Genomic DNA, 23,326 nt, shown 5'->3' with positions numbered 1-23,326 from the left:
TGCAATATATGAATTTTTTATTTGGTACCTTAAAATGAGAAGCTCATGTAAAAATTGGAGGTGTTTCTATGCAAACAGGAACAGTGAAATGGTTTAACGCAGAAAAAGGATTCGGATTTATCGAGGTTGAGGGCGGCGAAGACGTATTCGTGCACTTCAGCGCGATTACGGGCGAGGGCTTCAAGTCGCTGGACGAAGGCCAACGCGTCGAATTCAATGTAGTCCAAGGCAATCGCGGCCAGCAAGCCGAGAACGTAGTAAAACTGTAAATGAAGATTTAAAAATCCCCGAACGTATCGTTTTGGGGGTTTTTTAATGAAGAGGCTTTGTAAGTAGATAGTAGCACGTTCATTCTAAGGGGGACGATCCATTGAATTATTCCTGGAATAAACCGTTGGACAATTTACCCGAAGAAATGACGACGATCTGGTCCTGCACGAAAGACGGCTGCAAGGGATGGATCCGGGACAACTTTTCGTTCGAGGACGTGCCTACGTGCATGATCTGCAAGTCGGTCATGGACCGCAGCGAAAAGGTGCTGCCGATCCTGATCTCCTCGGACCATGAGCTCAAGCAGCATCGGAAAAACCAGCGGAAAGCGGCGCAGTAGGCCGTTCTTCGGCGTAAGCAGGCGTTTTATCCCCATATGCGATCCCTGTCCGCAGCCTGCCGAGGTTGTGGATTTTTCTTTTTGCCACTAGAATAGGACCCGCAGGGATAACGCTTGCAAAGCATTCTATCATCCGGGAAAAGAAGTGATAAGGTGAGACCGCTTCAGCTCAAGGCGCGGACGCACGCTTATCTGGACAAGCGTTTGACCGGGTCGTCCATGGACTACCGCAAAGTGATCGCGTTGTTCATCCCGATCCTGATCGACCAGGCCTTTATCGTAGGTCTCAACCTCGTCAACACCGCCATGATCAGCTCGTCCGGCGTCGCGGCGGTCGGCGCGGTCAGCACCGTCGATTCGCTGAACATTTTCCTGATTAACGTCTTCGTCGCCGTAGCGACCGGGGGGACGGTCGTCGTCGCGCAGTACAAGGGCAGCGGCAACGACAGCATGATCTCCAAGGCCGCAGCGGGCACGGTCGCCTCGGTCGCGCTGCTGTCGCTCGGCATCGGCCTGTTGGTGGCGGCCCTGCATGCGCCCGTGCTTCAAGTGCTGTTCGGCAGGGCGTCTGCCGACGTGCTGGACCACGCCCGCGTGTATCTGGTCGGCAGCTGCGCCTCCTATCTCGGAATCGGCGTCGTGCAAGCCGTGTGCGGCGCGATGCGGGGAATTGGGCGTTCCAGGGTGTCGCTGATCCTCTCGCTGATCATGAATCTGCTGTACGTGGCACTTAACTTCATTTTTATCAATGCGCTCGACATGGGCGTGCTCGGCATGACGATCGCGGTCAACATTGCGCGTTATACGGCCGCCGCGTGCGCGCTGTTCTACATCTTGCGGATCGATACTTCGCTGCGCTTGCGTCTGGTGCAGCTCGTCCGCGTGCCGTGGGATATGCTGAAGAAGATCATGACGATCGGCGTGCCGTTCGCGGCGGAGCAGATGTTTTTTAACGGCGGGAAAATGCTTACCCAGGTGTTCATCGTCAGCATGGGTACGTACGCGCTCGCGGCGAATGCCATCAGCGGAACGATTGCCATGGTGTATCAGATCCCGGCCGGCGCGATGTCGCTGACGATCGTCACCGTCGTGGGCCAGTGCATCGGCGGACGCAACGTCGGGGATGCACGCAAGTTCATCAAGTCGTTTATCTGGTTGTCCTCCTGCTCGTTCGTTGTGATGACCGCCATTTTGATGCCGCTTTTCCATCCGCTGGTGAGCCTGTTCCATCCGCCGGCCGACATCGTGGACGACATCTTCTGGCTGACGCTGATCAATGCGATCGCGCAAATCCCGCTCTGGTCGATCAGCTTCATTCTGCCAGCCGGGCTGCGGGCGGCCGGGGACGCGCGCTTCACCTCGATCGCGTCGATGCTGTCCATGTGGCTGTTTCGGATCGTGCTCGGCTACGTGCTGGGGATCACGCTCGGGTTTGGCATCATTGGCGTATGGCTGGCGATGAACTGCGAATGGGGCGTGCGGGGCATCCTGTTCCTGAAGCGGTTCCGCGGGGACCGGTGGTATGCGAAGAAGCTGATTTGAAGACTCGCCATATAAAAATAAGGGATGAGGCAGCGTGGGTCTGCCTCATCCCTTATTTGCGGTAGCACTCACGGCTGGTCCAAGCTGCGCAATCGCGGATATACGGAACACCCGGCGCTTCGAGCTTGCCGCGAGTCGGAGGTGTTCCTGGCTAGGAACACTGGGGCGCTTCGCGCTTGCCGCGGGTCAGAGGTGTTCCTGGTTAGGAACACTGGGGCGCTTAGCGCTTGGCGCGTGTCGTAGGTGTTCCTGGTTAGGAACACTGGGGCGCTTAGCGCTTGGCGCGTGTCGTAGGTGTTCCTGGCTAGGAACACGGGGCGCTTAGCGCTTGGCGCGTGTCGTAGGTGTTCCTGGCTAGGAACACCGGGCGCTTCGCGCTTGCCGCGGGTCAGAGGTGTTCCTGGTTAGGAACACTGGGGCGCTTCGCGCTTGCCGCGAGTTGGAGTTGTTCCTGGCCAGGAACACCGGGCGCTTCGCGCTTGCAGCCTGCCGCAGTTGTTCCTAGCTAGGAACAACTGCGCGCCGATCGCTTGCCGCCAGCCGCAGATGCTCTCATGCAGGAATGCGCGCTGCGCCTGCCCCGCCGCCGGATCAAACGCACCCGCCGGCGTTAACCCCTGCGAGCCGACGCCCGCCCTTCCCGCACGAAGCTCGCCGCAGCTTCCATTTGCGGCACCGTGACGGCTTCCAGCGTGACGAAACCGCGTGGCTTCTGCGCCTCGAGCTTCTCCCAGAAGCGGGCATAATGGAGCTGTCCGAGCCCGGCCGCCGTCTCTTGGACGCCGCCGCCTTCGACGCGAACCAGATCCTTGGCATGGGTACTGACGATTCGCGGTCCGAGCAGCCGAAACGCCTCGTCGACGACCCGGTCCTGATCGTCCAGGTTGTGGCCGCCGAGCAGGTTGCATGGGTCGAGGACGACCCCGACGCACGACGACGGGAAGCGCTCGATGGCGGCCGCCAGCGTCTCCGGCGAGTCGATCAGGTGGCCTTGCGCCGCTTCGAGTCCGATGACGGCACCCCAGCGCTCGGCTTCCTCGACGAGCTCCTCGAGCGCGCGGTCGAGCAGCGCCGCGTGCTGCGCAAGACGGCTCGGATCCTGAGGCACGCCGACTTCGGTCGCGACGACGGGCGCTCCGAAATGCCGCGCGTGACGCAGATGTTCTTTGAATCGATCTACGTTGTAGCGATAGTTATCTTCGTTCAGATCGATCAGGCTGGCGTAGCAGCCGAGCACGGCGATTCGCACGCCGTTGTCCGCGAACGCGCCTCCGATCTCGCTCGCGAGTCCGGGGCTGAGCTTGCCGAGGGAAAAATCGATGTCGGCGATCGCTTTGGACAACGCCAGCTGCACGTAAGAGAATCGGTGCTCGGCCACCTTTTCGGCCAATTGCGCGTAAGGGAGCGTACCGAGGAGATGCGCCAATATTCCGACTGACATGGGTGGGCTTGCTCCTTTCCTGCGCATACGAAGACGCGCTTCACTGTTGATGGCGTTAGCTTTTAAAGGATTCAAGGCATTAACATTCATTCGGTTCACGACGTTAATCCTTATTCGACGCCCGCCGGCGGCATCCTCCTCGTTCCAGGCAGCCGGTTTTCGGCATAATGAGCTTGCTCCTGGGGACAATGAGCGGAGCAGACAACGAATGGAAGGAGGACTGTGAGCCGAAATGGAGAACAAATACGTCAAGGAAACCCGCTGCGTCAAAACCTCAAGAGTATTCCCCACCGACGTCAACAATCACGAAACGCTGTTCGGCGGCAAGCTGATGTCCCATATCGACGATATCGCATCGATCTCCGCATCCAAGCTGTGCCGGGTCACCGCGGTTACGGCCTCGACGGATTCGGTCGACTTTTTGCTTCCGATCCGGCAGACGGATTCGGTATCGCTAGAAGCCTTCGTGTCGTGGACGGGCAAGCGATCCATGGAGGTGTTCGTCAAAGTGATCCGAGAGGATCTCCGCACGGGAGAGCGCAGGATCGCCGCGACGTCGTTCCTCACGTTCGTGGGCCTCGGCGAGGACAATCGGCCCGTGCCCGTGCCGCAGGTCATCCCGGAGACGGACGAGGAGAAAAAGCTGTTCGAAACCGCGGAGCACCGGAAAGAGATGCGCGGCATTCGGCGGGAGCAGAGTAAGGCGTTCGCGGATTTTTTGCTGACGAAGTACCCTTGGGAGTAAGACTGGCGCCGGTTTCGGCGCTCTTTTTATTTTTTCGGACGTTATTCGCTTGACAATCATTGATATTGTCATTATGATAATATAAAAATGACGATGTGAATTGAGGCGACTCCGATGGACTTCTATCTGGAAGACGAACATGTGGTTTCCCGGCTCGTGACGGAATGGCGCAAATACGGCCGGCTCGTCGTCGCGTTCGACTACGACAACACGGTGTTCGATTATCATCGCGCGGGTCTCGCATTCGACGACGTGCCGCGGCTGCTCAGGGAGTGCCGGTCGCAAGGCGCTTACCTGATCGTCTTTACCGCCTGCGGGCCGTCTCAGTATCCGGCTATTGCAGCTTACCTTAAGGACAACGACATTCCGTTCGATGCCATCAACGAAGATCCGCCGTTCGTTCCTTCCTCGGGCGGCAGGAAGATCTACTTCAACATTTTGCTCGACGATCGGGCGGGACTCGGCTCGGCCTACCGGTGCCTGCAGTCGGCGCTGGACATCATGAAGCGGGGAGCGTGAACGATATGATTCGGCTAAACGGACAGACGCTGGTATTCGAGACTTACCCGAACGGGGAGACGCGGGTGAAGGGGGAGCAGATCCTTGCGCTGGCCCGCGGGACGGACGGCAATCGGATCGCGCTCAAGTACGAGACGGACGCGGATCTCATCAAGCTCCTGTTCGTCAAAAGCTATTTGGACGACCGCGGACTTGGCTCGGCGACGCTGGATATCTACTACATGCCTTACAGCCGGATGGACCGGACGGAGGGGGCGTCGGCCTTTACGTTGAAGTACACGGCGCAAATGATTAACGCCATGGACTTCGAGCGCATTACAGTCGTCGAGCCGCATTCGGACGTCACGCTGGCGCTGCTTGACCGCAGCGAGGCGCTGTATCCGACGCTCGAGCTGCTGGGCCGGGTGACGGCGGAGACGGGCTTCGATCGGGCGGCCGACTATCTGTTTTTTCCCGACGCGGGCGCGCAAAAGCGGTACGGCCAGGTAGAGGGCTTCAGACAGCTGGTCGGTCACAAAGAGCGGGATTTTCAAACCGGGCGCATTCAAAAGCTCGAAGTGGCAGGCAAAGTCGACCGGACGGGGTTCAAGGCCATTATCGTCGACGATCTGTGCTCGTACGGCGGCACGTTCCTGCTGGGCGCGGCGCGGCTGCGCGAGCTTGGCGCTTCGCACATTTACCTGCTCGTGACCCATTGCGAGAACGCCGTTCATCAAGGCAAGCTGCCGGCCTCGGGCTTGATCGACCGCGTTTTCACGACCGACACGATTCTTGACGGACCAGGCACGGACTTCATTCAAATTTATCCCATTGGAGGCATGTTGCCATGACCCATACGATCAACAGCTTCGTATACCCTGCCACGCTGCTGTGCGATTTTTACAAGGTGAGCCACAAAAATCAATACCCGCAAGGCACGGAGCTCGTCTACTCGACCTGGACGGCCCGCGCAAGCCGCATCGCCGAGATCGACCGAATTGCGGCTTTCGGCTTCCAGGCTTTCGTCAAGGAATACCTGATCGACTACTTCAACGTTCACTTCTTCGGCCGGACGAAGGCGGAAGTGACGGAAGAATACAAGCGTGTCATCCGTTACGCGCTCGGCGAGACGAACCCGGACGCCGGTCACATCGAGGCGCTGCACGATCTCGGCTATCTGCCGATCAAGATTAAGGCCGTTAAGGAAGGCAGCCTCGTGCCGGTCAAGGTGCCGATGCTGACGATCGAGAACACGCTGCCCGCATTTTTCTGGCTCACCAATTACCTCGAGACGCTCATGTCGTGCCAGCTGTGGCTGCCGGCGACGAGCGCGACGCTCGCGTTCGAGTACCGCAAGCTTCTTGAGGACTTCGCGCAGCGGACCAACGGAGACGCAACCGGCGTGCCCTTCCAGGGACACGACTTCTCGATGCGGGGCATGGGCTCGCTCGAAGCGGCCAAGGCGAGCGGCGCGGGGCATCTGCTCTCGTTTACCGGCACGGACACGATTCCTGCGATTCTGTATCTTGAGGACCACTACGGGGCCGACATGGAAAAGGAGCTGGTCGGCACGTCGATCCCCGCGACCGAGCACAGCGTCATGTGCGCGCACGGCCGGGACGAGGCTGCTTCGTACCGCTACCTCATCAAGGAGGTGTACCCGAGCGGGTTCGTATCGATCGTGTCGGATACCTGGGATCTGTGGACCGTCCTGGACGTCGTCATCCGCGGGCTGAAGGACGATATTATGAGCCGGGACGGCAAGGTCGTCATCCGTCCGGACAGCGGCGACCCGGTCAAGATTATTTGCGGCGATCCGGACGCCGAGGACCCGCTTGCGCAGCGCGGAGTCATCGAGATTTTGTGGGACATTTTCGGCGGCACGACGACCGCGCGCGGCTTCAAGCAGCTCGACAGCCACATCGGCGCCATTTACGGAGACGCGATTACGATCGCGCGCTGCCGGGAGATCTGCGAGCGGCTTGCGGCCAAGGGATTTGCGTCGACCAACATGGTTTTCGGCATCGGCTCGTTTACGTACCAGTACAACACCCGGGACACGTTCGGCTACGCGCTCAAATCGACGTATGCGGTCGTGGACGGGGAGGAGCGCAAGATCTACAAGGATCCGAAGACGGACGCCGGCAAGGTCAAAAAGTCGCAAACGGGGCTTGTGCGCGTTATTCCGCAGAACGGTACCATGGTCTGTATTGATAATCTGAACAAGGAAGAATACGATCAATACAGCGGGATCGATCTCTTGGAGGACGTGTTCGTCGACGGGCGCCTCGTGCGCGAGCAGACGCTCGGCGATATACGCGCCAGACTCCTCGGGAACCTGCAGGACTAAGCGACAGGGGTCATTTCATATGAGCGATAACCATGCCGGACCATACTCAGCCGCGGGATTCCGTACGCCGGACGGCGCGCCGACGGACATCGTCGTATTCACCATTACCAAGACCGAGCGGACGGGCGCGAAGAAGGCGCTGCCGCTCCGGAAGCTTGCGGTCATGCTGATCAAACGCAAGCAGTGGCCGTGCGAGGGCATGTGGGCGCTGCCGGGGGGCTTCACGCGGGAGCAAGAAACGGTGGAAGCGTGCGCCCGGCGGGAGCTGCTGGAGGAGACGGGCGTAGCGGACGTGCACCTCGCGTACTTCAACGTCTACAGCGCGCCGGGCCGCGATCCGCGCGGCTGGATGATCTCGCACGCGTTCTTCGCGCTTGTCGAGGAGCGGTACGTGGCAAGCCGCAGAACCTCGGACGAAGCGTCGGACGTGAGTCTCTGGCCGGTCGAAGAGGCGCTTGCCATGGAGCTGGCGTTCGACCACCGGTCGATCGTGGCGGATGCGCTCGGACGCATTCGCCGGGAGATGCTGACGACGACGATCGCCAAGGAATTTCTGCCGGAGACGTTTACGATCGCGGAGTTGTACCAGGTGATTACGGCCGTCGTGCCGTCCTTTGAGGAAAAGAACTTCATCCGCAAGGTGACCTCCACGCAGAGCCGCAGAGGCATTCTGGAAGAGGTCCGCGACGCGGAAGGGCGTCCGATGATGTCCAACCGTTACTCGCAGCGGCCGGCACAGTTGTATCGGTTCACCGATTATGCGCCGGAATTGTCGATTTACGGATAGGGAAAATACGCGGCGGATTCAAGGATCATGGCGTCCTGTTGACGGAATAGAGACGAGATGAAATAGAGACGAGACGGGATAGAGACGGAGGCGGAAAAAATGGAACTGGCGGAACGAATCCGAGGCGGCTTGTACGGCGTGGCCGTCGGGGATGCATTGGGCGGTACGACGGAATTTATGTCTCCGAGAGAGATTGCGGAGCGGCACGGCTATCTGACGGAAATAATCGGGGGCGGCGTATGGCGCCTCGAGCCGGGCGAAGTGACCGACGATACGATGATGACGCTGTGCGTGGCGGACGGCATCCTCGAAGCGCCGCGGGATCCGGTTCGGGCGATCGGCAGGCATTTTCTCGACTGGTATGCTTCGGATCCCAAAGACATCGGAAATATCATTCGTACCGTGCTCGCGACGTATGAAGGGAACTGGTTCGAGGCCGCGCTGCTCGCGGACCTGAACCTCGGCCAGAGCGCGGGCAACGGCTCCCTGATGCGCTGCTTGCCCGTGGCGCTGCGTTATCCGGAATGGGCCGACGTCTCGCGCGTGTCGCGCATGCAGTCGAAGATGACGCACTATGACGAGCGGTGCAACGAGGCTTGCGAGATTTATAACCGCATCGCGTTCGCTATGCTGGAGGGCGAGACTCCGCTGCGCGAAGCGATTGCGGACGCCGTCGCGGGCACCGCGTACGAAGCGATGCTCGCGTCGGAGCCGAACTGCGAGTCCAGCGGCTATGTCGTGCATACGTTCCGCTGGGTGCTGCATTTGCTGCTGACTTCGGATTCCTTCGAGGAAGTGGTGCAGCGGGCGGCCAATCAAGGCGGAGACTCGGACACGATCGGCGCGATCGCCGGCGGTCTGGCCGGCGTGCACTGGGGCTTCACCGGCATCCCTGAACGTTATTCCTCGCAAATTTTGCTCAAGGATCGGCTGGACAAGACATGCGCGGCGATACTGGCGACGAGATCGGGGACGGCCGGCTAGTCTCACGTTAGTAAGCGACGATCACGTCGATGTCGTGGGCATAGTTGCCGAAGCGGCTGCCGAACAGACTGACGCCTCCCGGATAGCGGGCGTCTTCTGCCGAGGCGATGCGCAGCCGGATGTCGCTGCCGGCAGTCAGGCCGAGCTTCCCGGTCGTTATGTCGGACATCCGCACGCCGTCGATATAGCTTCCTTCCTCGGTCACCAGCAGCGTCTTCAGTACCCCATGCTGCGAGTTGCTCGATCCCCACCATGGCGGATTAAGTCTGCCGCGTTGGCTCCCGAAGTCGCCGGGGCAGGTCCATACGCCGAGCTGGACGCCGTTCATCGAAAAAGCGATGTCCGACGGCCAGTCCTCTCTGTAGCCAGGCGCTTCCGAGCCGATCTCCAGCGTGACGCGGATCTCTCGCGCCCGCGCGTCGCCGATCAGATAGTTGGGCACCCGATATTCTACGTAACCGCTGGCGAACCAGAGATGATGCGCCTCGACGCGCTCTGGCGCATCGAAGTAGCGGGGATCGTCGAGCAGGCCGATCAGCTTGCGCGGCGATGCCAGCCCGCAGGTCGGCTTGACCTGATAAGCGGTATAGTGTCCGATCGGAATGGAGACGGCATAGCTTGACGGATCTCGCACTTCGGGCTCCCGGGCATCGGTTCGGAACAGAAGGACGAGCCGTTCCAGGCTGAGCGTGCAAATTTTCTGTTTTCCCCGGGTGCCGGCGGCCATATGGGTGGACACGATCCCGGCCTGTTCGAGCTTTTGCATATGTTTGGTGACGATCGCCGACGAGAGCTTCAGCTCGTCCGCGATCTCTTTGACGTACATCGGTCTTTCGCGCAGCATCTCGATGATGCGCACCCGCGTTTCCGACGACAGGCATTCGAGCAGCTGCATATGGTTCGTACTGACTTCGATCTCCATGTGGTTCCCTCAGTTCCTATTGTTAATCATAGGGTTAATTATACTACACAACAGTTGACAATCAATCCGAATCGGAATACGATAGGTTGGAAAACAGCTTCTTTATATTAATCATTAACCTTATAGTTAACTTAATCAGGAGGGTAACCAGATGTCCGAAATTCAAAAGCCAGTCCCCAGACAGGACTATCCGAGGCCGCAGTTCGTGCGGGAAGGCTGGGTGAATCTGAATGGAGAGTGGGAGTTCGAGTTCGACGACGCCGCGGTCGGCGTCGGGCAGCGGTGGCAAGACGGCGATCGGGCGTTCGGCCGGCGCATCCAGGTGCCTTTTGCTTTCCAGAGCCCGTTGAGCGGCATCGGCGAGCCGGATTTTCACGATATCGTCTGGTACCGCCGGACCCTCTCGCTGCCGGAGGCGTTCAGAGATAAGCGCATCGTCCTGCATTTCGGCGCCGTCGACTACGAAGCCTCGGTATGGGTCAACGGCAAGCTCGTCGCGACGCACGAGGGCGGGCATACGCCTTTTCATGCCGATATCACGGACGCGCTGCGGCCTGCAGGGGAGGACAATGCCCTCGTCGTTCGGGCGGTCGACTACAGCCGCGACGTCACGCTGCCGCGAGGCAAGCAATACTGGTTGTCCGACTCCGCGAGCATCTTTTACACCCGTACGACGGGTATTTGGCAGACGGTATGGGCGGAGGCGGTCGCCCCGGCGCATCTGGCCTCGGTTCGCTGGACGCCGGATATCGACCGCAACGACATCGGACTGCGGCTTGCGGTAGCGGGATGGACCGGTCAGGCAGAGTTGAAGGTGAATGTAGACATTACGTTCGAGGGGGAGCCGGTATCGAGCGACACCTACACGATCCGCTCCGCGAACGAAGCCCGCACGATTCATCTGCAGGAGCTGAACGACCACGGCCAGGGACGCTGGTGGTCGCCGGAAAAACCGAACCTTTACGATGTCAGGCTGACGCTGTACGACGGAGAGACGGCGATCGACGAGGTGACCAGCTATTTCGGCATGCGCAAGGTGTCGATCGAAGCGGGCAGGTTCAACCTTAACAACCGGCCTTATTTTCAGAAGCTCGTTCTCGATCAGGGCTATTTCCCCGACGGCAACCTGACGCCGCCGAGCGACGAGGCCGTCCGCAGGGACGTCGAGCTGACCAAGGCGATGGGCTTCAACGGCGCGCGCAAGCACCAGAAACTGGAGGATCCACGCTATCTCTATTGGTGCGACCGGCTTGGGCTCCTCGTTTGGAGCGAGGCGGCCAACGCCTACCAATATTCAGACGCCTATGTGCGCCGCTTCGTGAGCGAATGGCAGGCTTCGATCGAACGCGACTACAGTCACCCGTGTATCGTCGTCTGGGTGCCGATCAACGAGAGCTGGGGCGTGCCGAACATTCAGATCGACGCGCAGCAGCAGCACCACGCGCTGACGATGTATCACTTGACCAAGTCGCTGGACGCGACGCGTCTGGTCGTCTCCAACGACGGCTGGGAGATGGTAAAGACGGATTTGCTCAACATCCACGACTACGAGTATCGGCGCGAGGTGCTGGAGGAGCGCTATGCGGAAGCAGGGCGGGCCGTGAACGGCATGCCGTCCGGCCGTCGGTTGACCGTCGGAGGCCATGCGTACGAAGGTCAGCCGATTCTCGTGACCGAGTTCGGCGGCATCGCCTACAAGAAGAGCGAGTGGGAGGGCTGGGGATACTCCGGCGCGGAAAGCGACGAGGACTTCGCTGCGCGGCTGCGCGCCGTCATTCAACCGCTGCTCCGTTCGGGCGTCGTCCAGGGCTACTGCTATACGCAGCTGACCGACGTCGAGCAGGAGATCAACGGGCTGTTGACCTACGATCGCGTACCCAAGCTGCCGGTTGAGGCGATTCGGGCGATCAACGAAGGGGAGTAACGTCTCGGATTGTTGGCGAGCGGATGATCCTCTTTCTTTGTCCAGGTTCGGGCCTATTAATCTCATAAAAATAGGTTTCAAAAATAGACGGCCAAATAGTTAAACGGACAATCCCTCGGGTGCTCGTCTCCATAAATTGGAGTATCACCGATGAGGAGGGATTTGAAGATGATCAATAAAAGAAAACCGATCGCCAAAGCAGCGCCCAAGCGTGCGAAAACCAAAGTGCTCAACCCGCTCCTTGAAGTATACGCAGGCACCAACTTTTCAGGCTCATCCAAGCGCTTCCGCGGCAACATCGGCGTGCAACGGCTGTCATCGGTCAACCTGAACGACGACCTCGAAAGCCTGAAGTTCTCGTCGCCGACAGGCAGTGGCACCGTTGTACTGTTCGAGAACAACAACTATAAGGGAGAGTACGTGAAGTTCAGCACGGGCAACGTCGACGATCTCGCGGATTTCAACTTCGCCAACCGCGCTTCCTCGCTCGTGGCTACTTCGTTGACGCTGTCCGACGCAGACATTCTGGAAATTCAGCAGAACGGTCTTCGGAACAACTTCGGCGAGATTTTGAGAATCGTGCTGGCGGCCAGAATCCGGCGCGCGACCAAGCGCAGAAACGCCAAAAAATAAGGAGTCTGAAGACCGCACCCGGTTCGGGCGCGGTCTTTTTGCATGCTTGCCTCATCTAAATTAGGACCTTAATATAGCTAATGATCGCTATTTTCGAAGGGTTTTGGACAAGTAAACGCTTACCCAGGATGAAAAATCACTCATTTTTAAATTTTTCCTTTTTAATGTCTGTATAATAGCGAACAGTGCTGAGATCATGGATTTCATTCCGCTCAAAAGGAGATGAAGCTCATTCAACGGCTGAACAGAATCGCGTTCCTGGCTCTTGCGCTCTTCCTGTCGCTTGGCGCAGGCGCGGCATTCGCAGGCACGAATAGCACGAATAATACTCTATACATAGCAGATGTTAAGGTCGGCCTGACCCAGAGTCTATGGACGATCGGCGGATGGACTTACGCGCCGGTCAAAGAGATCGCTGACCTTATGGACTGGAAGCTCGAGTACGACGGGGATTCCGGACGCACCACGATTCGCAACGATCTGGGAGACGTGCTCGCGTTTAAGGCGGGATCGTCGGTCGTTGCGTTGAACGGCGGCACGTACGACATCGGCGGTACGGTCCGGTTAAAGGAGGGCGTCGCCTACGCGCCGCTGCGGGTCGTCGCCGAGTCAATGCATGCCAGCGTCGGCTGGAAGGAGCAGGAGAAGGTTGCGGTCCTCCGGCAAGAAGAGCTGTACGCCGTCGTGGCGGGCGACACGCTCTGGCGTATTGCCGAGGCGCACGATACGACCGCAACCGCGCTGAAGGTCCGCAACGGGCTGTCCGGCGAAGCGCTGACGGTCGGTCAGCAGCTCAAGATCGTCGCACCGGAATTCCTCGATCCGGACGTCTCCGAGCAGAAGGCGACAGCCGCAGCAGCGGAAGCGATCGACCCCGCAGATGTAACGCTGCTCGCGAAGCTGGTGGAAGCCGAGGCCGGCAGCGAGCCGTACGCGGGCAAGCTGGCCGTCGCGAGCGTCGTCATGAACCGTATGCACAACGACAGGTATCCGGATACCTTGCGAGGCGTTATATACGCCCCCGGACAATTCTCCCCAGCGGGCAATGGCAGCCTGGAACGGGAGACGCCCTCCAAGGACAGCATCAAAGCGGCCAAGGCCGCGCTGTCCGGCGAGAACAACGTTCCCGGCGCGTTGTCTTTCTTTAATCCGCAGCTCGAGCCTGCCAAGGCCAAGCGGCTGAAGGCGATCAAGAAAATCGGCCATCATGTGTTTGTCTGACGATGGATAGGAGAGCGGGGCCGAGGCCCCGCTCTTTGCCGTATCGGGACATAGACGCGGGATTGGGTAAAATGAATATAGATTCTATGGAAAGAGGCGATTGCGATGGAAAAAAAAGCGTACGGCAAGACAGGTATGCAGGTTAGCGAACTTGGATTCGGCGGCGCGGAGATCGGCTTCAGCGGCGCCGCTCAGCGGGACGTGGACAGGCTGCTGAGCAGCGCGTTGGACGCGGGGCTCAACCTGATCGATACGGCGGAATGCTACAAAAACAGCGAAGAGCTCATCGGCCAAGCCGTATCCGGCAGGCGCGGAGATTACTTCCTGTTCACCAAATGCGGACATGCCGCTGGTCTCGACCTGCCCGACTGGGATCCCCGCATGCTGGCGCAGAGCATCGACCGCAGTCTCGAGCGGCTCAAGACGGATTACGTCGACGTGATCCATCTCCACAGCTGCTCCGAGGAGGTGCTGAGGCAGGGCGATGTCATCGACGTGCTGAAACGGGCGAAAGAGCAGGGCAAGACGCGATTCATCGGTTACAGCGGCGACCATACCAACGCGCTGTACGCCGTACGTACGGGCGCGTTCGATTCGCTCATGACTTCCTTGAACATCGCGGATCAGGAAGCTGCGGATCTCACTTTAAAAGAAGCGGCGGAGAAAGGCATGGGCGTCGTCGTCAAGCGTCCTGTAGCGAACGTGGCTTGGCGGCATACGCAAGCGCCGGATTCCAAGGCTTACGAGTATCCGTATTGGCAGCGGCTGCAGAAGCTAAAATATGAATTCCTGCAAGGCGAGCTGGAGGAAACGGTCGGCAAGGCGCTGCGCTTCACGCTGTCGACGCCCGGCGTGCATTCGGCAATCGTCGGCACCGCGAACCCGGATCGCTGGACATCGAACGCCAGGCTGTTGGCGGAGGGCCCTCTGCCTGCGGCGGAGTATGAGGCGATTCGCGAGCGTTGGCGCGCGGTCGCCGAGGAGGATTGGATCGGATTGGAATAAAATTACGAACGTATATTCCCTTTTTGCGGCGAATGTGGTTTAATAAAAGCAATACGTTAGCGGTGAAGCACACCCCGACGGTCGTCCATGACGGCTTGGTCGGGGTGTTTGCTTTTCCGGGCGGAGGAGGGGCCTCGGTGAGCTCGAGCACGCTTTTGCGATGGAGTATCGTGCATTATAATGGACTTATTATATCGGGTGAACGGGTATGAGCGGCGGGAAGAAGACCGCGGGCCTCTCTTTTCCTCACGATACGTCTTACCGTTACCTGTTGTCGAGCAAAAAGCTGTTCGTCGAGCTGATCCGATCGTTCGTTGCCCGAGAGTGGGCCGAGACCATCCACGAGTCCGATCTGGAGGCGATCGATCATTCCTTCGTCTTGCCGGATTTTGGCCGGAAGGAAGCGGACTTGGTATATAGGCTCCGCTTGAAGGGCAGGATGCCTTCGGCCAGGAGTTATTGGACTTCGAATATGTGCTAATCGACGTAGAGCGATACACGGAGCGAGAGCTGCTGGCGCTGTCAAATACGATCGGCGCGGTGTTCCTGCTCGATCAGACCGCCGACCGGCAGCAGTTGCACGACCGGCTCGCGAAGCTGATGGACACGGTGCGGTCGATGCCCGAAGAGCTGAAGAGCCAGTTTCTCAATTGGCTGGCCCATATGGTCGCCAGGCAGCTGCCGGATCCGGGCAAGGCGATCGACGATTTGATTAACCAGTTTAATCAGGAGGGAGAGGTAACGATGGGACTGCAGCAAAACCTGGAGGCGATTCGAAACAGCGGCGTGGAGGAAGGCCTCAAGCTCGGCATCGCGAAAGGGATGGAGGAAGGGCTCGAGCAAGGATTGGAGCAAGGACTTGCACAAGGACTTGAGCAAGCCGCGCTCCGCATGCTCCGGCTGGGGTTGAGTCTTCCAGTCATCGGCGAGGCGACGGGCTTTTCCGATGATAAGCTTCAGAAGCTCCGCGAACGAATGAAATAAATTCATGTCCGCTGCGGCTGCAAACCGTGCTTACGCCACAACGGGCATGATAGAGAGTCGTTACGTTCCCGTTTTAGCCTTTCCGCACTTCAAGCAATATCGCCTGCCATACCTGCGGCCGTAGCGCACGATTCTGCGTATCGCCGTCCGGTCCTCGAGCTTGGCGAACGGGCAAGGATCCGGGCGGGTGTTAACCTCCAATATCCACGGCTTGCGCCCGCGGTCTACCGCGATGTCGATACCGAGCTCGTTCATCGCCGGATATTTACGCCCGAATCGGTCCGCGGTTAGCAGGGCCAGCTTCCGCATACTGTTGATCAAGCCTGGGGTCTCCTCCCCGCCTGCAGCGTGCCGGAGCAGCCGCTCGGCTTCATAGATCGCGCCGCCCTGACTGCCGTTCGAGACGATCTTGCCCGGATGCGCGACACGGCCGGCAATGCCGGTGCTTACCCATCGGCCCGCCGCGTTTTTCTGCGTCATGATTCGAAAATCGAAAGGCCTGCCTTCGTATCGCAGCACCTGCACGCCCTGCTGGATCAGATGGCGTCTTCTTCCCATGCGGCGTCGCATGGACCTGTACATGTCCGCATAAGTGCCAAAGTCATGCCGCTCGGTGCCAAGCTGGTATCGTAAGCGTCCTCGGGCCATTCGTTCGACTTTCATGATGCCTATGCCCTGCGACCCCGTATCGGGCTTTACATAGACCATCCCGCACTCTTCCAGCATCTTCTGCAGTCGTTCCCAAGAAAACGGTACGGTGACCGGCACATGCCGCCCTAACTTCCCGCCGAGAAGCAATCCGGTTTTGACCAGCTTGCTGGACACGGTCTGTTTCAAACGATTGATCACGGCGCATCGCCTCCCGCGTCTGTTTGCTATCATCATACGAACGAGTTAAGCGGTTTGCGAATTGTTCGATGGCATGGGACAACCGCCGCGCACGTGTTTCTCGAACGTCCGACCGCCCTTTGACATATGGTGATAGCACCCCGAGTTAGGCTTTGACCTTGACGGGCAAGGAGTGGATCGAATGTCCGAGCCTGCAGGCAGGGAAGCGCTCGCCGAGCGGACCGCGCAGCAGTTTCCATGGTATCGCGGACTCTCGGGTTGGGACGCGGCGCCGCCGGAGCCTTTGCCGCTGATCACAGCTTCCGTGCTGGAGGCTTTTTATTATACGGAAGACAATCCGCTCGCGCGCCGCAGCGATCTGCACTGCTATCGTACCTCCGGAACGAGCTCGGGGCTGCGCAAGGCCATCTACTATTCCGGCCGGGACGAAGCGGCGTATTTGCGTATCAAGGAACGCGTATTTCGCAACATACTCGGAGACCGCGGCTACCGGACCGCGGTGTCGGACATGGGAACGGGGCATGCCGAAGCGACGGCTTCGAGCGTATTTCAAAGTCTTGGCATGTCCGTGCATACGCTGTCGTACCGGGATCCGATCGAGCTGCACGTCGAGCGATTGAAGCGTATCCGCCCCGAGGTGCTCTACACGATGCCCTCGATCCTAGACCGCATCCTGCTCGCGGCGGACGATCCGCTAGCGTTCGGCGTGAGGCAGGTCATTCTGGTTGGAGAGGTCGCGTCCCCGGGGTGGATCGGGCGCGCAGCCGACCGCCTGGGCATCGAACCGGAAGCGATCGCAGACACGTACGGGTCGATCGAGATCGGCACCATCGCCTATTACGACCATCGGCACGGGCGCTACTTGCTGACGGAGGGGCTGGAGGCGGAAGGCATCGGCGCCGAGTCGCTCGGCGAGACGTATGACCCGCTGCCTGCGGGCGAGCGGGTGCTCGTGCTCACGTCGACCGTCAGAGAAGCGTTCCCCGCGCTGCGTTATGTCACGTATGACGTTGTCCGAGATTTGCGCCCGATCGTCGTGGACGGCGTACGAAGGCAGAGCTTTCAAAGCATCGTGAAGCGCATCGGCCCCGATCTCAAGCACGGGGAGAAAATCAGCGTCTACGATATCGAAAATGCGGTTTATCGGCATGTTCGCGACGCAGGTGTCCGCATCAACGTAGAGGGAAACGCATTGCGCGTCCACCTTTATAGCGTCCGTACGCTCGATCGGACGCTGCTCGATCGGGTACGCGCGGAGCTTCAGGACCGCATACCCGAGATCGGTGCCATGATCCGCAGCGGCATTCTGGCCGGTATCGATGTCGTCGCCGAAGCAGGCTTCGACGACGAGCGTAGCCGAGGCGCCGTCAAAAACAAAAAAATATTTTATACGTAAAGGTCGGATTCGCATGAGGCTCGATGGAGGCATCGCGGAAGCGATCGGTCGCACGCCGCTCATTCGTCTGAAACGTCTGGAGCGGCTGTACGCCGGCGAATCGTTCGAGGTGCACGGCAAGCTGGAGTGGATGAATCCCGGCGGCAGCGCCAAGGACCGTCCGGCTTTGTATATGCTGCGCGAAGCGATCGGGCGAGGCGACGTGTCCGAAGGCAGCGTGATCGTCGAGTCGAGCTCAGGCAATCTCGGCATCAGCCTCGCGCAGCTGTGCGCTTATCTGGGACTTCGTTTCATCTGCGTGGCCGATCCCCGGACGACGCAGCGGCATCTGCAGATCATCCGGAGCTTCGGCGGCGAGATCGAGCTTGTGACGAAGCCGGACGCGCGCACTGGCGAATACCTGCCTGCGCGAATTCGCCGGGTGCAGGAGCTGGTCCGAGAGATTCCCGGGGCATATTGGACGAATCAATACGGCAATCCGGACAACGCGCTGGCGCACGCGGAGACGACGATGCGCGAGATTGCGGAGCAACTCGGCAAGGTCGACTATTTGTTCTGCGGCGTCAGCTCGTGCGGAACGATCCGCGGGTGCCGCGATTATGTGAGGCAGCGCGGCTGGGCGACGAAGATCATCGCGATTGACGCTGAGGGCAGCGCGCTCTTCGGCGGTTCCGAGGGCCGGCGAAGATTCCCCGGGCTCGGCGCCGCGCAGGTGCCGGAACTGCATGACGCGTCGCTGGCGGATTTCGTCGTACGCGTATCGGATGCCGATTGCGTGCGGGGGTGCCGGGCGCTCATGCGGCAGGAAGCCATTCTTGCCGGGGCGTCGTCGGGAGGCGTCATCGCCGCGATCGGCCGGATAAGCCGCGAGATTCCCGCCGGCGCGATATGCGTCGCGATATTGCCGGACCGGGGAGAGCGGTACATGGACACGGTTTACGACGACGATTGGGTCCGGACAGCGCTCGGCTTGGAGCCGGAATCGAAGCCGGATCCGGACCAGACGCCGCAGGCTTACGTCTCGGCGGAGAGCGAAGGTGACAGCGGATGATCTACTTGCACGATGGGCATATCCGCACGCTGGGCATCGACTGGAACCGGCTGACCGGTATCGTAGAGACGGCCGTTCGCGAACGGGAACGCGGCACATGCGTCAGTCCGGCTAAAACGTATTTGCGCTATGGAGACCTGCGCAACCGGATCATCGCGATGCCGGCATATGTCGGCGGAACGTTCGACATGGCCGGTATCAAGTGGGTGGCGGGCTTCCCCGGCAATATTCTGCGCGGCTTGCCGCGCGCGAGCAACGTAATCGTGCTCAACGATGCCCGGACTGGCATCCCTGTCGCTTTTATCCGAAGCGCGCTGCTGAACGGCCTGCGTGCGGCTGCCGTCAGCGGTCTGATGCTGCGGGCGTATCTGGAAGCGAGGCAGCCGGAGGAAGTCAGCCTCGGCATCGTCGGCTGGGGCCCGATCGGCCGTCTGCATCTCGACATGTGCGCGCAGCTGCTCGGCAATCGGCTGAAGCGGGTGACGCTTTTCGATCTTCGGCCGATCGACCTACAGACGATTCCCTCGGACCTCCGTTGCATCGCCTGCATCGCGGACGATTGGCGTGCGGTTTACGGCGCATCCGATGTGTTCGCGACGTGCACCGCGTCCGCGGAGCGTTACATCGACGAGGCGCCGCCGCCAGGTGCGCTGCTGCTCAACGTCTCGCTGCGCGACTACGAGCCCGGCAGCATATTTGGCAAGGCGCAGCCGATCGTGGACGACTGGTCCGAGGTGTGCAGGGAGAACACGGACATCGAGCGGCTTCACGCAGCATGCGGACTCGGCGAGGCAGCCGCGCTCACGCTTGCGGACGTCGTATGCCGGGACGCCTTGCGCGATATTCCTGCGGGCATGCCGATCTTTTTCAATCCGATGGGACTCGGCGTCTTCGATATCGCAATCGCGGGCGATTACGCGAAGCTGGCGGCCGAGCGGGGAATCGGAATTCCGCTGGAGGAAGAATAAAGGAATAGGTCTTAAGGATTATGTGTCGATGTCTAACGTTCCAAGACATCGGCCTTTTTTTGTGTAAATATTCTTTCTTATATCATTTCAAAATTGCGCGGTACCGCAAAATATTGCTGTCATCCGCGAATATTTGCGGTACCGCGCAATGGATTTTCGGTTACAGAGAAATGTTGGGACTTTATGATTAGTATAGTTCGAATTAACCGGTCAGGAGGCCATCATGAACATAGACGCGAACACGTCGGCAATCGTGAGGGACGGGACGAGCGAACAGTCGGACGAGCTGCTGCAGGATATTCTGCAAGCGCTCCGTCAGGTCGTGCCGCTGTCTCTCAGCGTTACGGACCCTCGCTCGGACAATGAGGAGTGGCAGGATGAATGGGGCGTATTAATCGGGGTTACGGGGGACATGTACGGGCGCGTCGTCATCCTGGGCGAAGGCGAAGTGTTCGGCAGGCTCGGGGAGTCTATGTTCGGGATGGCGCTCGAGGGCGACATGCTCCATTCTTTCGTCGGAGAGCTGGCCAATATGGTCACGGGACAAGCAGCAACGCTCGTTTCCGGCAGAGGCTACAGGATCGATATTACGCCGCCCACCGTCATCACGGGTAAAATGCACATTTTCGGATTGAGGAATGTCGTCCGGATGTCCGTGGCATTCGAGCGCGCGGGAGAGCTTCAATTCATTATATCCAGAGACACGGAAGGGAAGGTGTGACGCCATGGCAACGATATTGGTCGTAGACGATGCGGCGTTCATGCGGATGATGCTCAAATCTATTTTGCAAAAGGGCGGGCACGAGGTCGTCGGCGAAGCCGAGAACGGTGCGGTCGCGGTTGACAAATACGCCATGCTGAAGCCGGATCTCGTGACGATGGATATTACGATGCCGGTCATGGAGGGAATCGAAGCGGTCCGGTCGATCAGGGCGAACCATTCGGACGCGCGGATCATCATGTGCTCGGCGATGGGCCAGCAGGGCATGATCATTCAGGCCATCCAGGCCGGAGCGAAGGACTTCATCGTCAAGCCGTTCCAGGAGGATCGCGTTATCGAGTCCGTGAACAAGCTGCTTAAAGCCGAGGGGAGGCCGGTACCGTGATGAATCTCTCCGTTAAAAATCGGCTGGCGATCGTGCTGCTCATCGTGCTGCTGCTGCCGAGTTCGGCGATCGGCTGGTTTTCCTTCCGGAGCGCGGAAAAAGAAATCAAGTCGCAGATTCAAAGCTCCGCGAGGGAAAGCGTGCAAGCGGCGGAGATGAAGATTCAAGAAGAAATCTCGTCCGGTATGCAGGACGTCGACTATCTGGCAGGTCTCATGAGTTCTAAGCTGCTTGCAGGCGATGACGCGACTAAAGCGGAAGCGCTGCTCGCGCCCTTCCAGACGGCCAAGCACCGTTACGCAAACGTCATCTTCGGAACCGCGGAGGGCAAGACGGCGGCGGTGCCTCCTTCCAATCTGGCCGCGGACTACGACCCGCGCCAGCGGGACTGGTACAAGCTCGCAATGGAACATCCGGGGACCGCGGTGGTCACCGACCCGATCGTATCGGCCTCCAGCGGCGAGATGATCGTCGTTGTCGCCAAGACCGTCAAAGACGGCTCGGGCGTCGTAGGCGCAGTAATCGGACTGAAGGAACTCGGCGAGCAGATGAAGCAGTTCAAAGTTGGCGAACGGGGCTACATTTTGATCATGGACGGGAAACACAATTATATTACGCACCCTACCAAAACGCCGGGCACGCCGAACACCAACAGCTATATCGGACAGGTGTATTCTACCGATGAAGGCACCGTGAACTATACGTTGGAGGGCGTGAAAAAAGAAGCCGCCTACGCCACGAACAAGCTTACAGGTTGGAAAATCATGGGTGCAATCGAGCTGAGCGAGGTGTCGGATGCGACGCGCGGCATCTTGTATACGACCGTCATCGTAATCGCGGCCACCGCCATTATCGGCCTGTTGCTGGCCTTCTGGCTGATTCGTTCGATCGGCTCGCCGATGAAGCGCCTGATGGAGGCGACGGCGCGAATCGCGGACGGCGACCTGACGGAAGAGGTGCCGGTTCGCAGCAAGGACGAGTTCGGTCAGCTCTCCGCTGCGGTCAATCGCATGATCGACAAGCTCAGAACGCTGATCGGCGATGTGGTTCGCTCCTCCGAGAGCGTCGCGGCTTCGTCGGAGCAAATCTCCGCAAGCACCCACGAGATCGCCAGCGGCACGAACGTGCAGTCTGAAGCTGCGTTGGACATTCGGGAGCGCTTCGGCGAGCTGTCGGCCGCGATCGCGGCCGTCGCCGAGGGCGCGGAGTCGGCTGCGCTGCTCGCGTCGCAGACTTCGACGATCGCCCGGGACGGCGGCGCCGTCGTCAACCGGTCGGTGGCCAGCATGGGACAAGTAAGCAAGCAGGTTGCGCATCTGGCCGAGGACAGCGCCAAGATCGGCGACATTCTCGAAGTCATCGGCGACATCGCCGAGCAGACCAACCTGCTGGCGCTGAACGCGGCGATCGAGGCCGCCCGCGCCGGCGACCAGGGACGAGGCTTCGCCGTCGTCGCGGACGAAGTCCGCAAGCTCGCAGAGCGCAGCGGCGAGGCGACCAAGCAAATCTCCGCGATCATCAAGGAGATGCAGCGCAATACCGAGCGGAGCGTCGAAGCCGTCGCCGAAGGCGTGAGCCATTCCAAGGAGACGGGCGAAGCGTTCGAGCGAATCCTCTCCATGGTTTCCGCCACGGAGGATAAGGTCGGGGAGATCGCCGCTGCCAGCGAAGAGCAGGCCGCGCAGTCCGAAGAGGTCCGGCGCTCCATCGAGAGCATCTCCGCAGCCAGCGAGGAGGCCGCTGCCGCGTCGGAAGAGACCGCGTCGACTTCCCAATCGCTCGCGCAGCTGGCGGAGAGGCTGCACGAATCCGCATCCGTATTCAAGGTCGACTGACCGGTACCGCCGCCATCGGCGGCAGCCACGACAGAGGGGAGCATCCGTCATGACGGCGCAAGAACAATACGTGGAGTTCGGCATCGAGCGCGAGCAGTATGCCATACGCATACAGGACATCCACGAGATTATTAAGATGCAGGACATCACGCATATTCCGGGCGTCATGCCGTATGTCAAAGGGGTCATCAATCTCAGAGGCAAGATCGTGCCGGTGCTCAGCCTGCGCGACCTGTTCGGGATGGAGGAGCAGACGTACACCAAGCAGACCCGCATCGTCGTCGTGAATCACGCCGTCGACACGGTCGGCATCATCGTCGACCGCGTCAGCAAGGTGACGACCTTCAACGATATCCAGGCACCGCAGGGACGCTTCGGCGGACTTGACGGCCGACTGTTCACGGGGATCGGTCTGACGAGCGGCGGGCTGGTCGGCATCCTGCAGCTGGAGGAAGTTTTGCTTCGAGACTAGGGG

Annotated in this window: 25 protein-coding genes; 22 read left to right on the top strand and 3 right to left on the bottom strand. The window is 59.8% G+C overall.

Annotation, left to right across the window (positions count from 1 at the left end; translation table 11 throughout):
* The first annotated feature begins 68 nt into the window (after positions 1 to 68).
* From KB449_RS27515 to KB449_RS27505, 3 genes are all read left to right on the top strand, one after another.
* Positions 69 to 269 (top strand): cold-shock protein, encoded by a 201-nt coding sequence (locus KB449_RS27515; RefSeq protein ID WP_090117032.1) that lies wholly within the window; start codon positions 69 to 71, stop codon positions 267 to 269.
* Positions 270 to 370: 101 nt separating this feature from the next.
* Positions 371 to 610 (top strand): cold-shock protein, encoded by a 240-nt coding sequence (locus KB449_RS27510; protein ID WP_282911428.1) that lies wholly within the window; start codon positions 371 to 373, stop codon positions 608 to 610.
* A gap of 153 nt (positions 611 to 763) precedes the next feature.
* On the top strand, positions 764 to 2,152 hold the full coding sequence (locus tag KB449_RS27505; RefSeq protein ID WP_282911427.1) for an MATE family efflux transporter: 1,389 nt from the start codon (positions 764 to 766) through the stop codon (positions 2,150 to 2,152).
* Between the two features lie 610 nt (positions 2,153 to 2,762).
* On the opposite strand, the gene KB449_RS27500 is transcribed toward KB449_RS27505, so the two are convergent.
* The gene (locus tag KB449_RS27500; protein WP_282911426.1) at positions 2,763 to 3,593 is read right to left on the bottom strand and encodes a sugar phosphate isomerase/epimerase family protein; all 831 of its coding nucleotides are present in this window, start codon (positions 3,591 to 3,593) and stop codon (positions 2,763 to 2,765) included.
* A gap of 232 nt (positions 3,594 to 3,825) precedes the next feature.
* On the opposite strand from KB449_RS27500, the gene KB449_RS27495 reads away from it, so the two are divergent.
* The 6 genes from KB449_RS27495 (at position 3,826) to KB449_RS27470 (ending at position 8,957) form a co-directional block, all read left to right on the top strand.
* Positions 3,826 to 4,338: an acyl-CoA thioesterase gene (locus KB449_RS27495; protein WP_282911425.1), complete on the top strand. Its 513-nt coding sequence runs from the start codon at positions 3,826 to 3,828 to the stop codon at positions 4,336 to 4,338.
* A gap of 114 nt (positions 4,339 to 4,452) precedes the next feature.
* Complete coding sequence (locus tag KB449_RS27490; protein ID WP_282911424.1) at positions 4,453 to 4,857, top strand: hypothetical protein; 405 nt, start codon at positions 4,453 to 4,455, stop codon at positions 4,855 to 4,857.
* Positions 4,858 to 4,862: 5 nt separating this feature from the next.
* On the top strand, positions 4,863 to 5,687 hold the full coding sequence (locus KB449_RS27485) for a ribose-phosphate pyrophosphokinase (RefSeq protein ID WP_282911423.1): 825 nt from the start codon (positions 4,863 to 4,865) through the stop codon (positions 5,685 to 5,687).
* Complete coding sequence (locus tag KB449_RS27480; RefSeq protein ID WP_282911422.1) at positions 5,684 to 7,186, top strand: nicotinate phosphoribosyltransferase; 1,503 nt, start codon at positions 5,684 to 5,686, stop codon at positions 7,184 to 7,186. Before KB449_RS27485 ends, KB449_RS27480 begins: the two co-directional genes overlap by 4 nt.
* A 19-nt stretch (positions 7,187 to 7,205) precedes the next feature.
* Entirely contained in the window at positions 7,206 to 7,973 is a 768-nt protein-coding gene (locus KB449_RS27475) for an NUDIX hydrolase (protein WP_282911421.1), read from the top strand.
* A gap of 99 nt (positions 7,974 to 8,072) precedes the next feature.
* Positions 8,073 to 8,957 (top strand): ADP-ribosylglycohydrolase family protein, encoded by an 885-nt coding sequence (locus KB449_RS27470; protein ID WP_282911420.1) that lies wholly within the window; start codon positions 8,073 to 8,075, stop codon positions 8,955 to 8,957.
* Positions 8,958 to 8,964: 7 nt separating this feature from the next.
* Here the strand turns inward: KB449_RS27470 and KB449_RS27465 are convergent, their stop codons facing one another.
* A complete protein-coding gene (locus tag KB449_RS27465; protein ID WP_282911419.1) occupies positions 8,965 to 9,879 on the bottom strand; it encodes an ArsR/SmtB family transcription factor in 915 nt (304 codons plus the stop codon).
* A 151-nt stretch (positions 9,880 to 10,030) separates the two neighbouring features.
* Between KB449_RS27465 and KB449_RS27460 the strand changes: the two genes are divergently transcribed.
* The 6 genes from KB449_RS27460 to KB449_RS27435 all read left to right on the top strand — a co-directional run bounded on the left by KB449_RS27460 (position 10,031) and on the right by KB449_RS27435 (position 15,646).
* Positions 10,031 to 11,803 carry a glycoside hydrolase family 2 protein gene (locus KB449_RS27460; RefSeq protein WP_282911418.1) on the top strand — a complete coding sequence of 591 codons (1,773 nt, stop codon included), beginning with the start codon at positions 10,031 to 10,033 and terminating at the stop codon, positions 11,801 to 11,803.
* A gap of 168 nt (positions 11,804 to 11,971) precedes the next feature.
* On the top strand, positions 11,972 to 12,436 hold the full coding sequence (locus KB449_RS27455; protein ID WP_282911417.1) for a hypothetical protein: 465 nt from the start codon (positions 11,972 to 11,974) through the stop codon (positions 12,434 to 12,436).
* A 222-nt stretch (positions 12,437 to 12,658) separates the two neighbouring features.
* Positions 12,659 to 13,657 (top strand): cell wall hydrolase, encoded by a 999-nt coding sequence (locus KB449_RS27450; RefSeq protein ID WP_282911416.1) that lies wholly within the window; start codon positions 12,659 to 12,661, stop codon positions 13,655 to 13,657.
* Positions 13,658 to 13,762: 105 nt separating this feature from the next.
* On the top strand, positions 13,763 to 14,662 hold the full coding sequence (locus KB449_RS27445; RefSeq protein ID WP_282911415.1) for an aldo/keto reductase: 900 nt from the start codon (positions 13,763 to 13,765) through the stop codon (positions 14,660 to 14,662).
* A 208-nt stretch (positions 14,663 to 14,870) separates the two neighbouring features.
* Entirely contained in the window at positions 14,871 to 15,143 is a 273-nt protein-coding gene (locus KB449_RS27440) for a hypothetical protein (RefSeq protein WP_282911414.1), read from the top strand.
* Positions 15,122 to 15,646 carry an RpnC/YadD family protein gene (locus KB449_RS27435; RefSeq protein WP_282911413.1) on the top strand — a complete coding sequence of 175 codons (525 nt, stop codon included), beginning with the start codon at positions 15,122 to 15,124 and terminating at the stop codon, positions 15,644 to 15,646. The genes KB449_RS27440 and KB449_RS27435 overlap by 22 nt, the downstream gene beginning before the upstream one ends.
* A gap of 60 nt (positions 15,647 to 15,706) precedes the next feature.
* Here KB449_RS27435 and KB449_RS27430 read toward each other — a convergent pair whose 3' ends face one another.
* Entirely contained in the window at positions 15,707 to 16,495 is a 789-nt protein-coding gene (locus tag KB449_RS27430; RefSeq protein WP_282911412.1) for a YheC/YheD family protein, read from the bottom strand.
* Positions 16,496 to 16,676: 181 nt separating this feature from the next.
* On the opposite strand from KB449_RS27430, the gene KB449_RS27425 reads away from it, so the two are divergent.
* The 7 genes from KB449_RS27425 (at position 16,677) to KB449_RS27395 (ending at position 23,323) form a co-directional block, all read left to right on the top strand.
* Complete coding sequence (locus KB449_RS27425) at positions 16,677 to 17,891, top strand: phenylacetate--CoA ligase family protein (RefSeq protein ID WP_282911411.1); 1,215 nt, start codon at positions 16,677 to 16,679, stop codon at positions 17,889 to 17,891.
* A gap of 13 nt (positions 17,892 to 17,904) precedes the next feature.
* Positions 17,905 to 18,942 (top strand): 2,3-diaminopropionate biosynthesis protein SbnA, encoded by a 1,038-nt coding sequence (gene sbnA, locus KB449_RS27420; RefSeq protein WP_282911410.1) that lies wholly within the window; start codon positions 17,905 to 17,907, stop codon positions 18,940 to 18,942.
* Entirely contained in the window at positions 18,939 to 19,910 is a 972-nt protein-coding gene (locus KB449_RS27415) for a 2,3-diaminopropionate biosynthesis protein SbnB (RefSeq protein ID WP_282911409.1), read from the top strand. The genes sbnA and KB449_RS27415 overlap by 4 nt, the downstream gene beginning before the upstream one ends.
* Positions 19,911 to 20,133: 223 nt before the next feature.
* Complete coding sequence (locus tag KB449_RS27410; RefSeq protein ID WP_282911408.1) at positions 20,134 to 20,631, top strand: chemotaxis protein CheX; 498 nt, start codon at positions 20,134 to 20,136, stop codon at positions 20,629 to 20,631.
* A 4-nt stretch (positions 20,632 to 20,635) separates the two neighbouring features.
* Complete coding sequence (locus KB449_RS27405; protein ID WP_282911407.1) at positions 20,636 to 21,016, top strand: response regulator; 381 nt, start codon at positions 20,636 to 20,638, stop codon at positions 21,014 to 21,016.
* Complete coding sequence (locus KB449_RS27400; RefSeq protein WP_282911406.1) at positions 21,016 to 22,851, top strand: methyl-accepting chemotaxis protein; 1,836 nt, start codon at positions 21,016 to 21,018, stop codon at positions 22,849 to 22,851. Before KB449_RS27405 ends, KB449_RS27400 begins: the two co-directional genes overlap by 1 nt.
* A gap of 49 nt (positions 22,852 to 22,900) precedes the next feature.
* On the top strand, positions 22,901 to 23,323 hold the full coding sequence (locus KB449_RS27395; RefSeq protein ID WP_282911405.1) for a chemotaxis protein CheW: 423 nt from the start codon (positions 22,901 to 22,903) through the stop codon (positions 23,321 to 23,323).
* Positions 23,324 to 23,326 lie beyond the last annotated feature (3 nt).

It is taken from the genome of Cohnella hashimotonis, assembly GCF_030014955.1.
GTDB classification, from domain to species: domain Bacteria; phylum Bacillota; class Bacilli; order Paenibacillales; family Paenibacillaceae; genus Cohnella; species Cohnella hashimotonis.
Note: the sequence above shows the minus strand (reverse complement) of the source record. Positions and strands in the feature narration are given on the sequence as shown.

What these genes read in the sequence shown, in the direction of transcription:
- KB449_RS27515 (WP_090117032.1), top strand. Translation starts at nt 69, where the DNA reads ATGCAAACAGGAACAGTGAAATGGTTTAACGCAGAAAAAGGATTCGGA.
- KB449_RS27500 (WP_282911426.1), bottom strand. Translation starts at nt 3,593, where the DNA reads ATGTCAGTCGGAATATTGGCGCATCTCCTCGGTACGCTCCCTTACGCG.
- KB449_RS27495 (WP_282911425.1), top strand. Translation starts at nt 3,826, where the DNA reads ATGGAGAACAAATACGTCAAGGAAACCCGCTGCGTCAAAACCTCAAGA.
- KB449_RS27490 (WP_282911424.1), top strand. Translation starts at nt 4,453, where the DNA reads ATGGACTTCTATCTGGAAGACGAACATGTGGTTTCCCGGCTCGTGACG.
- KB449_RS27485 (WP_282911423.1), top strand. Translation starts at nt 4,863, where the DNA reads ATGATTCGGCTAAACGGACAGACGCTGGTATTCGAGACTTACCCGAAC.
- KB449_RS27480 (WP_282911422.1), top strand. Translation starts at nt 5,684, where the DNA reads ATGACCCATACGATCAACAGCTTCGTATACCCTGCCACGCTGCTGTGC.
- KB449_RS27475 (WP_282911421.1), top strand. Translation starts at nt 7,206, where the DNA reads ATGAGCGATAACCATGCCGGACCATACTCAGCCGCGGGATTCCGTACG.
- KB449_RS27470 (WP_282911420.1), top strand. Translation starts at nt 8,073, where the DNA reads ATGGAACTGGCGGAACGAATCCGAGGCGGCTTGTACGGCGTGGCCGTC.
- KB449_RS27465 (WP_282911419.1), bottom strand. Translation starts at nt 9,879, where the DNA reads ATGGAGATCGAAGTCAGTACGAACCATATGCAGCTGCTCGAATGCCTG.
- KB449_RS27460 (WP_282911418.1), top strand. Translation starts at nt 10,031, where the DNA reads ATGTCCGAAATTCAAAAGCCAGTCCCCAGACAGGACTATCCGAGGCCG.
- KB449_RS27455 (WP_282911417.1), top strand. Translation starts at nt 11,972, where the DNA reads ATGATCAATAAAAGAAAACCGATCGCCAAAGCAGCGCCCAAGCGTGCG.
- KB449_RS27450 (WP_282911416.1), top strand. Translation starts at nt 12,659, where the DNA reads ATGAAGCTCATTCAACGGCTGAACAGAATCGCGTTCCTGGCTCTTGCG.
- KB449_RS27445 (WP_282911415.1), top strand. Translation starts at nt 13,763, where the DNA reads ATGGAAAAAAAAGCGTACGGCAAGACAGGTATGCAGGTTAGCGAACTT.
- KB449_RS27440 (WP_282911414.1), top strand. Translation starts at nt 14,871, where the DNA reads ATGAGCGGCGGGAAGAAGACCGCGGGCCTCTCTTTTCCTCACGATACG.
- KB449_RS27425 (WP_282911411.1), top strand. Translation starts at nt 16,677, where the DNA reads ATGTCCGAGCCTGCAGGCAGGGAAGCGCTCGCCGAGCGGACCGCGCAG.
- sbnA (WP_282911410.1), top strand. Translation starts at nt 17,905, where the DNA reads ATGAGGCTCGATGGAGGCATCGCGGAAGCGATCGGTCGCACGCCGCTC.
- KB449_RS27415 (WP_282911409.1), top strand. Translation starts at nt 18,939, where the DNA reads ATGATCTACTTGCACGATGGGCATATCCGCACGCTGGGCATCGACTGG.
- KB449_RS27410 (WP_282911408.1), top strand. Translation starts at nt 20,134, where the DNA reads ATGAACATAGACGCGAACACGTCGGCAATCGTGAGGGACGGGACGAGC.
- KB449_RS27405 (WP_282911407.1), top strand. Translation starts at nt 20,636, where the DNA reads ATGGCAACGATATTGGTCGTAGACGATGCGGCGTTCATGCGGATGATG.
- KB449_RS27400 (WP_282911406.1), top strand. Translation starts at nt 21,016, where the DNA reads ATGAATCTCTCCGTTAAAAATCGGCTGGCGATCGTGCTGCTCATCGTG.
- KB449_RS27395 (WP_282911405.1), top strand. Translation starts at nt 22,901, where the DNA reads ATGACGGCGCAAGAACAATACGTGGAGTTCGGCATCGAGCGCGAGCAG.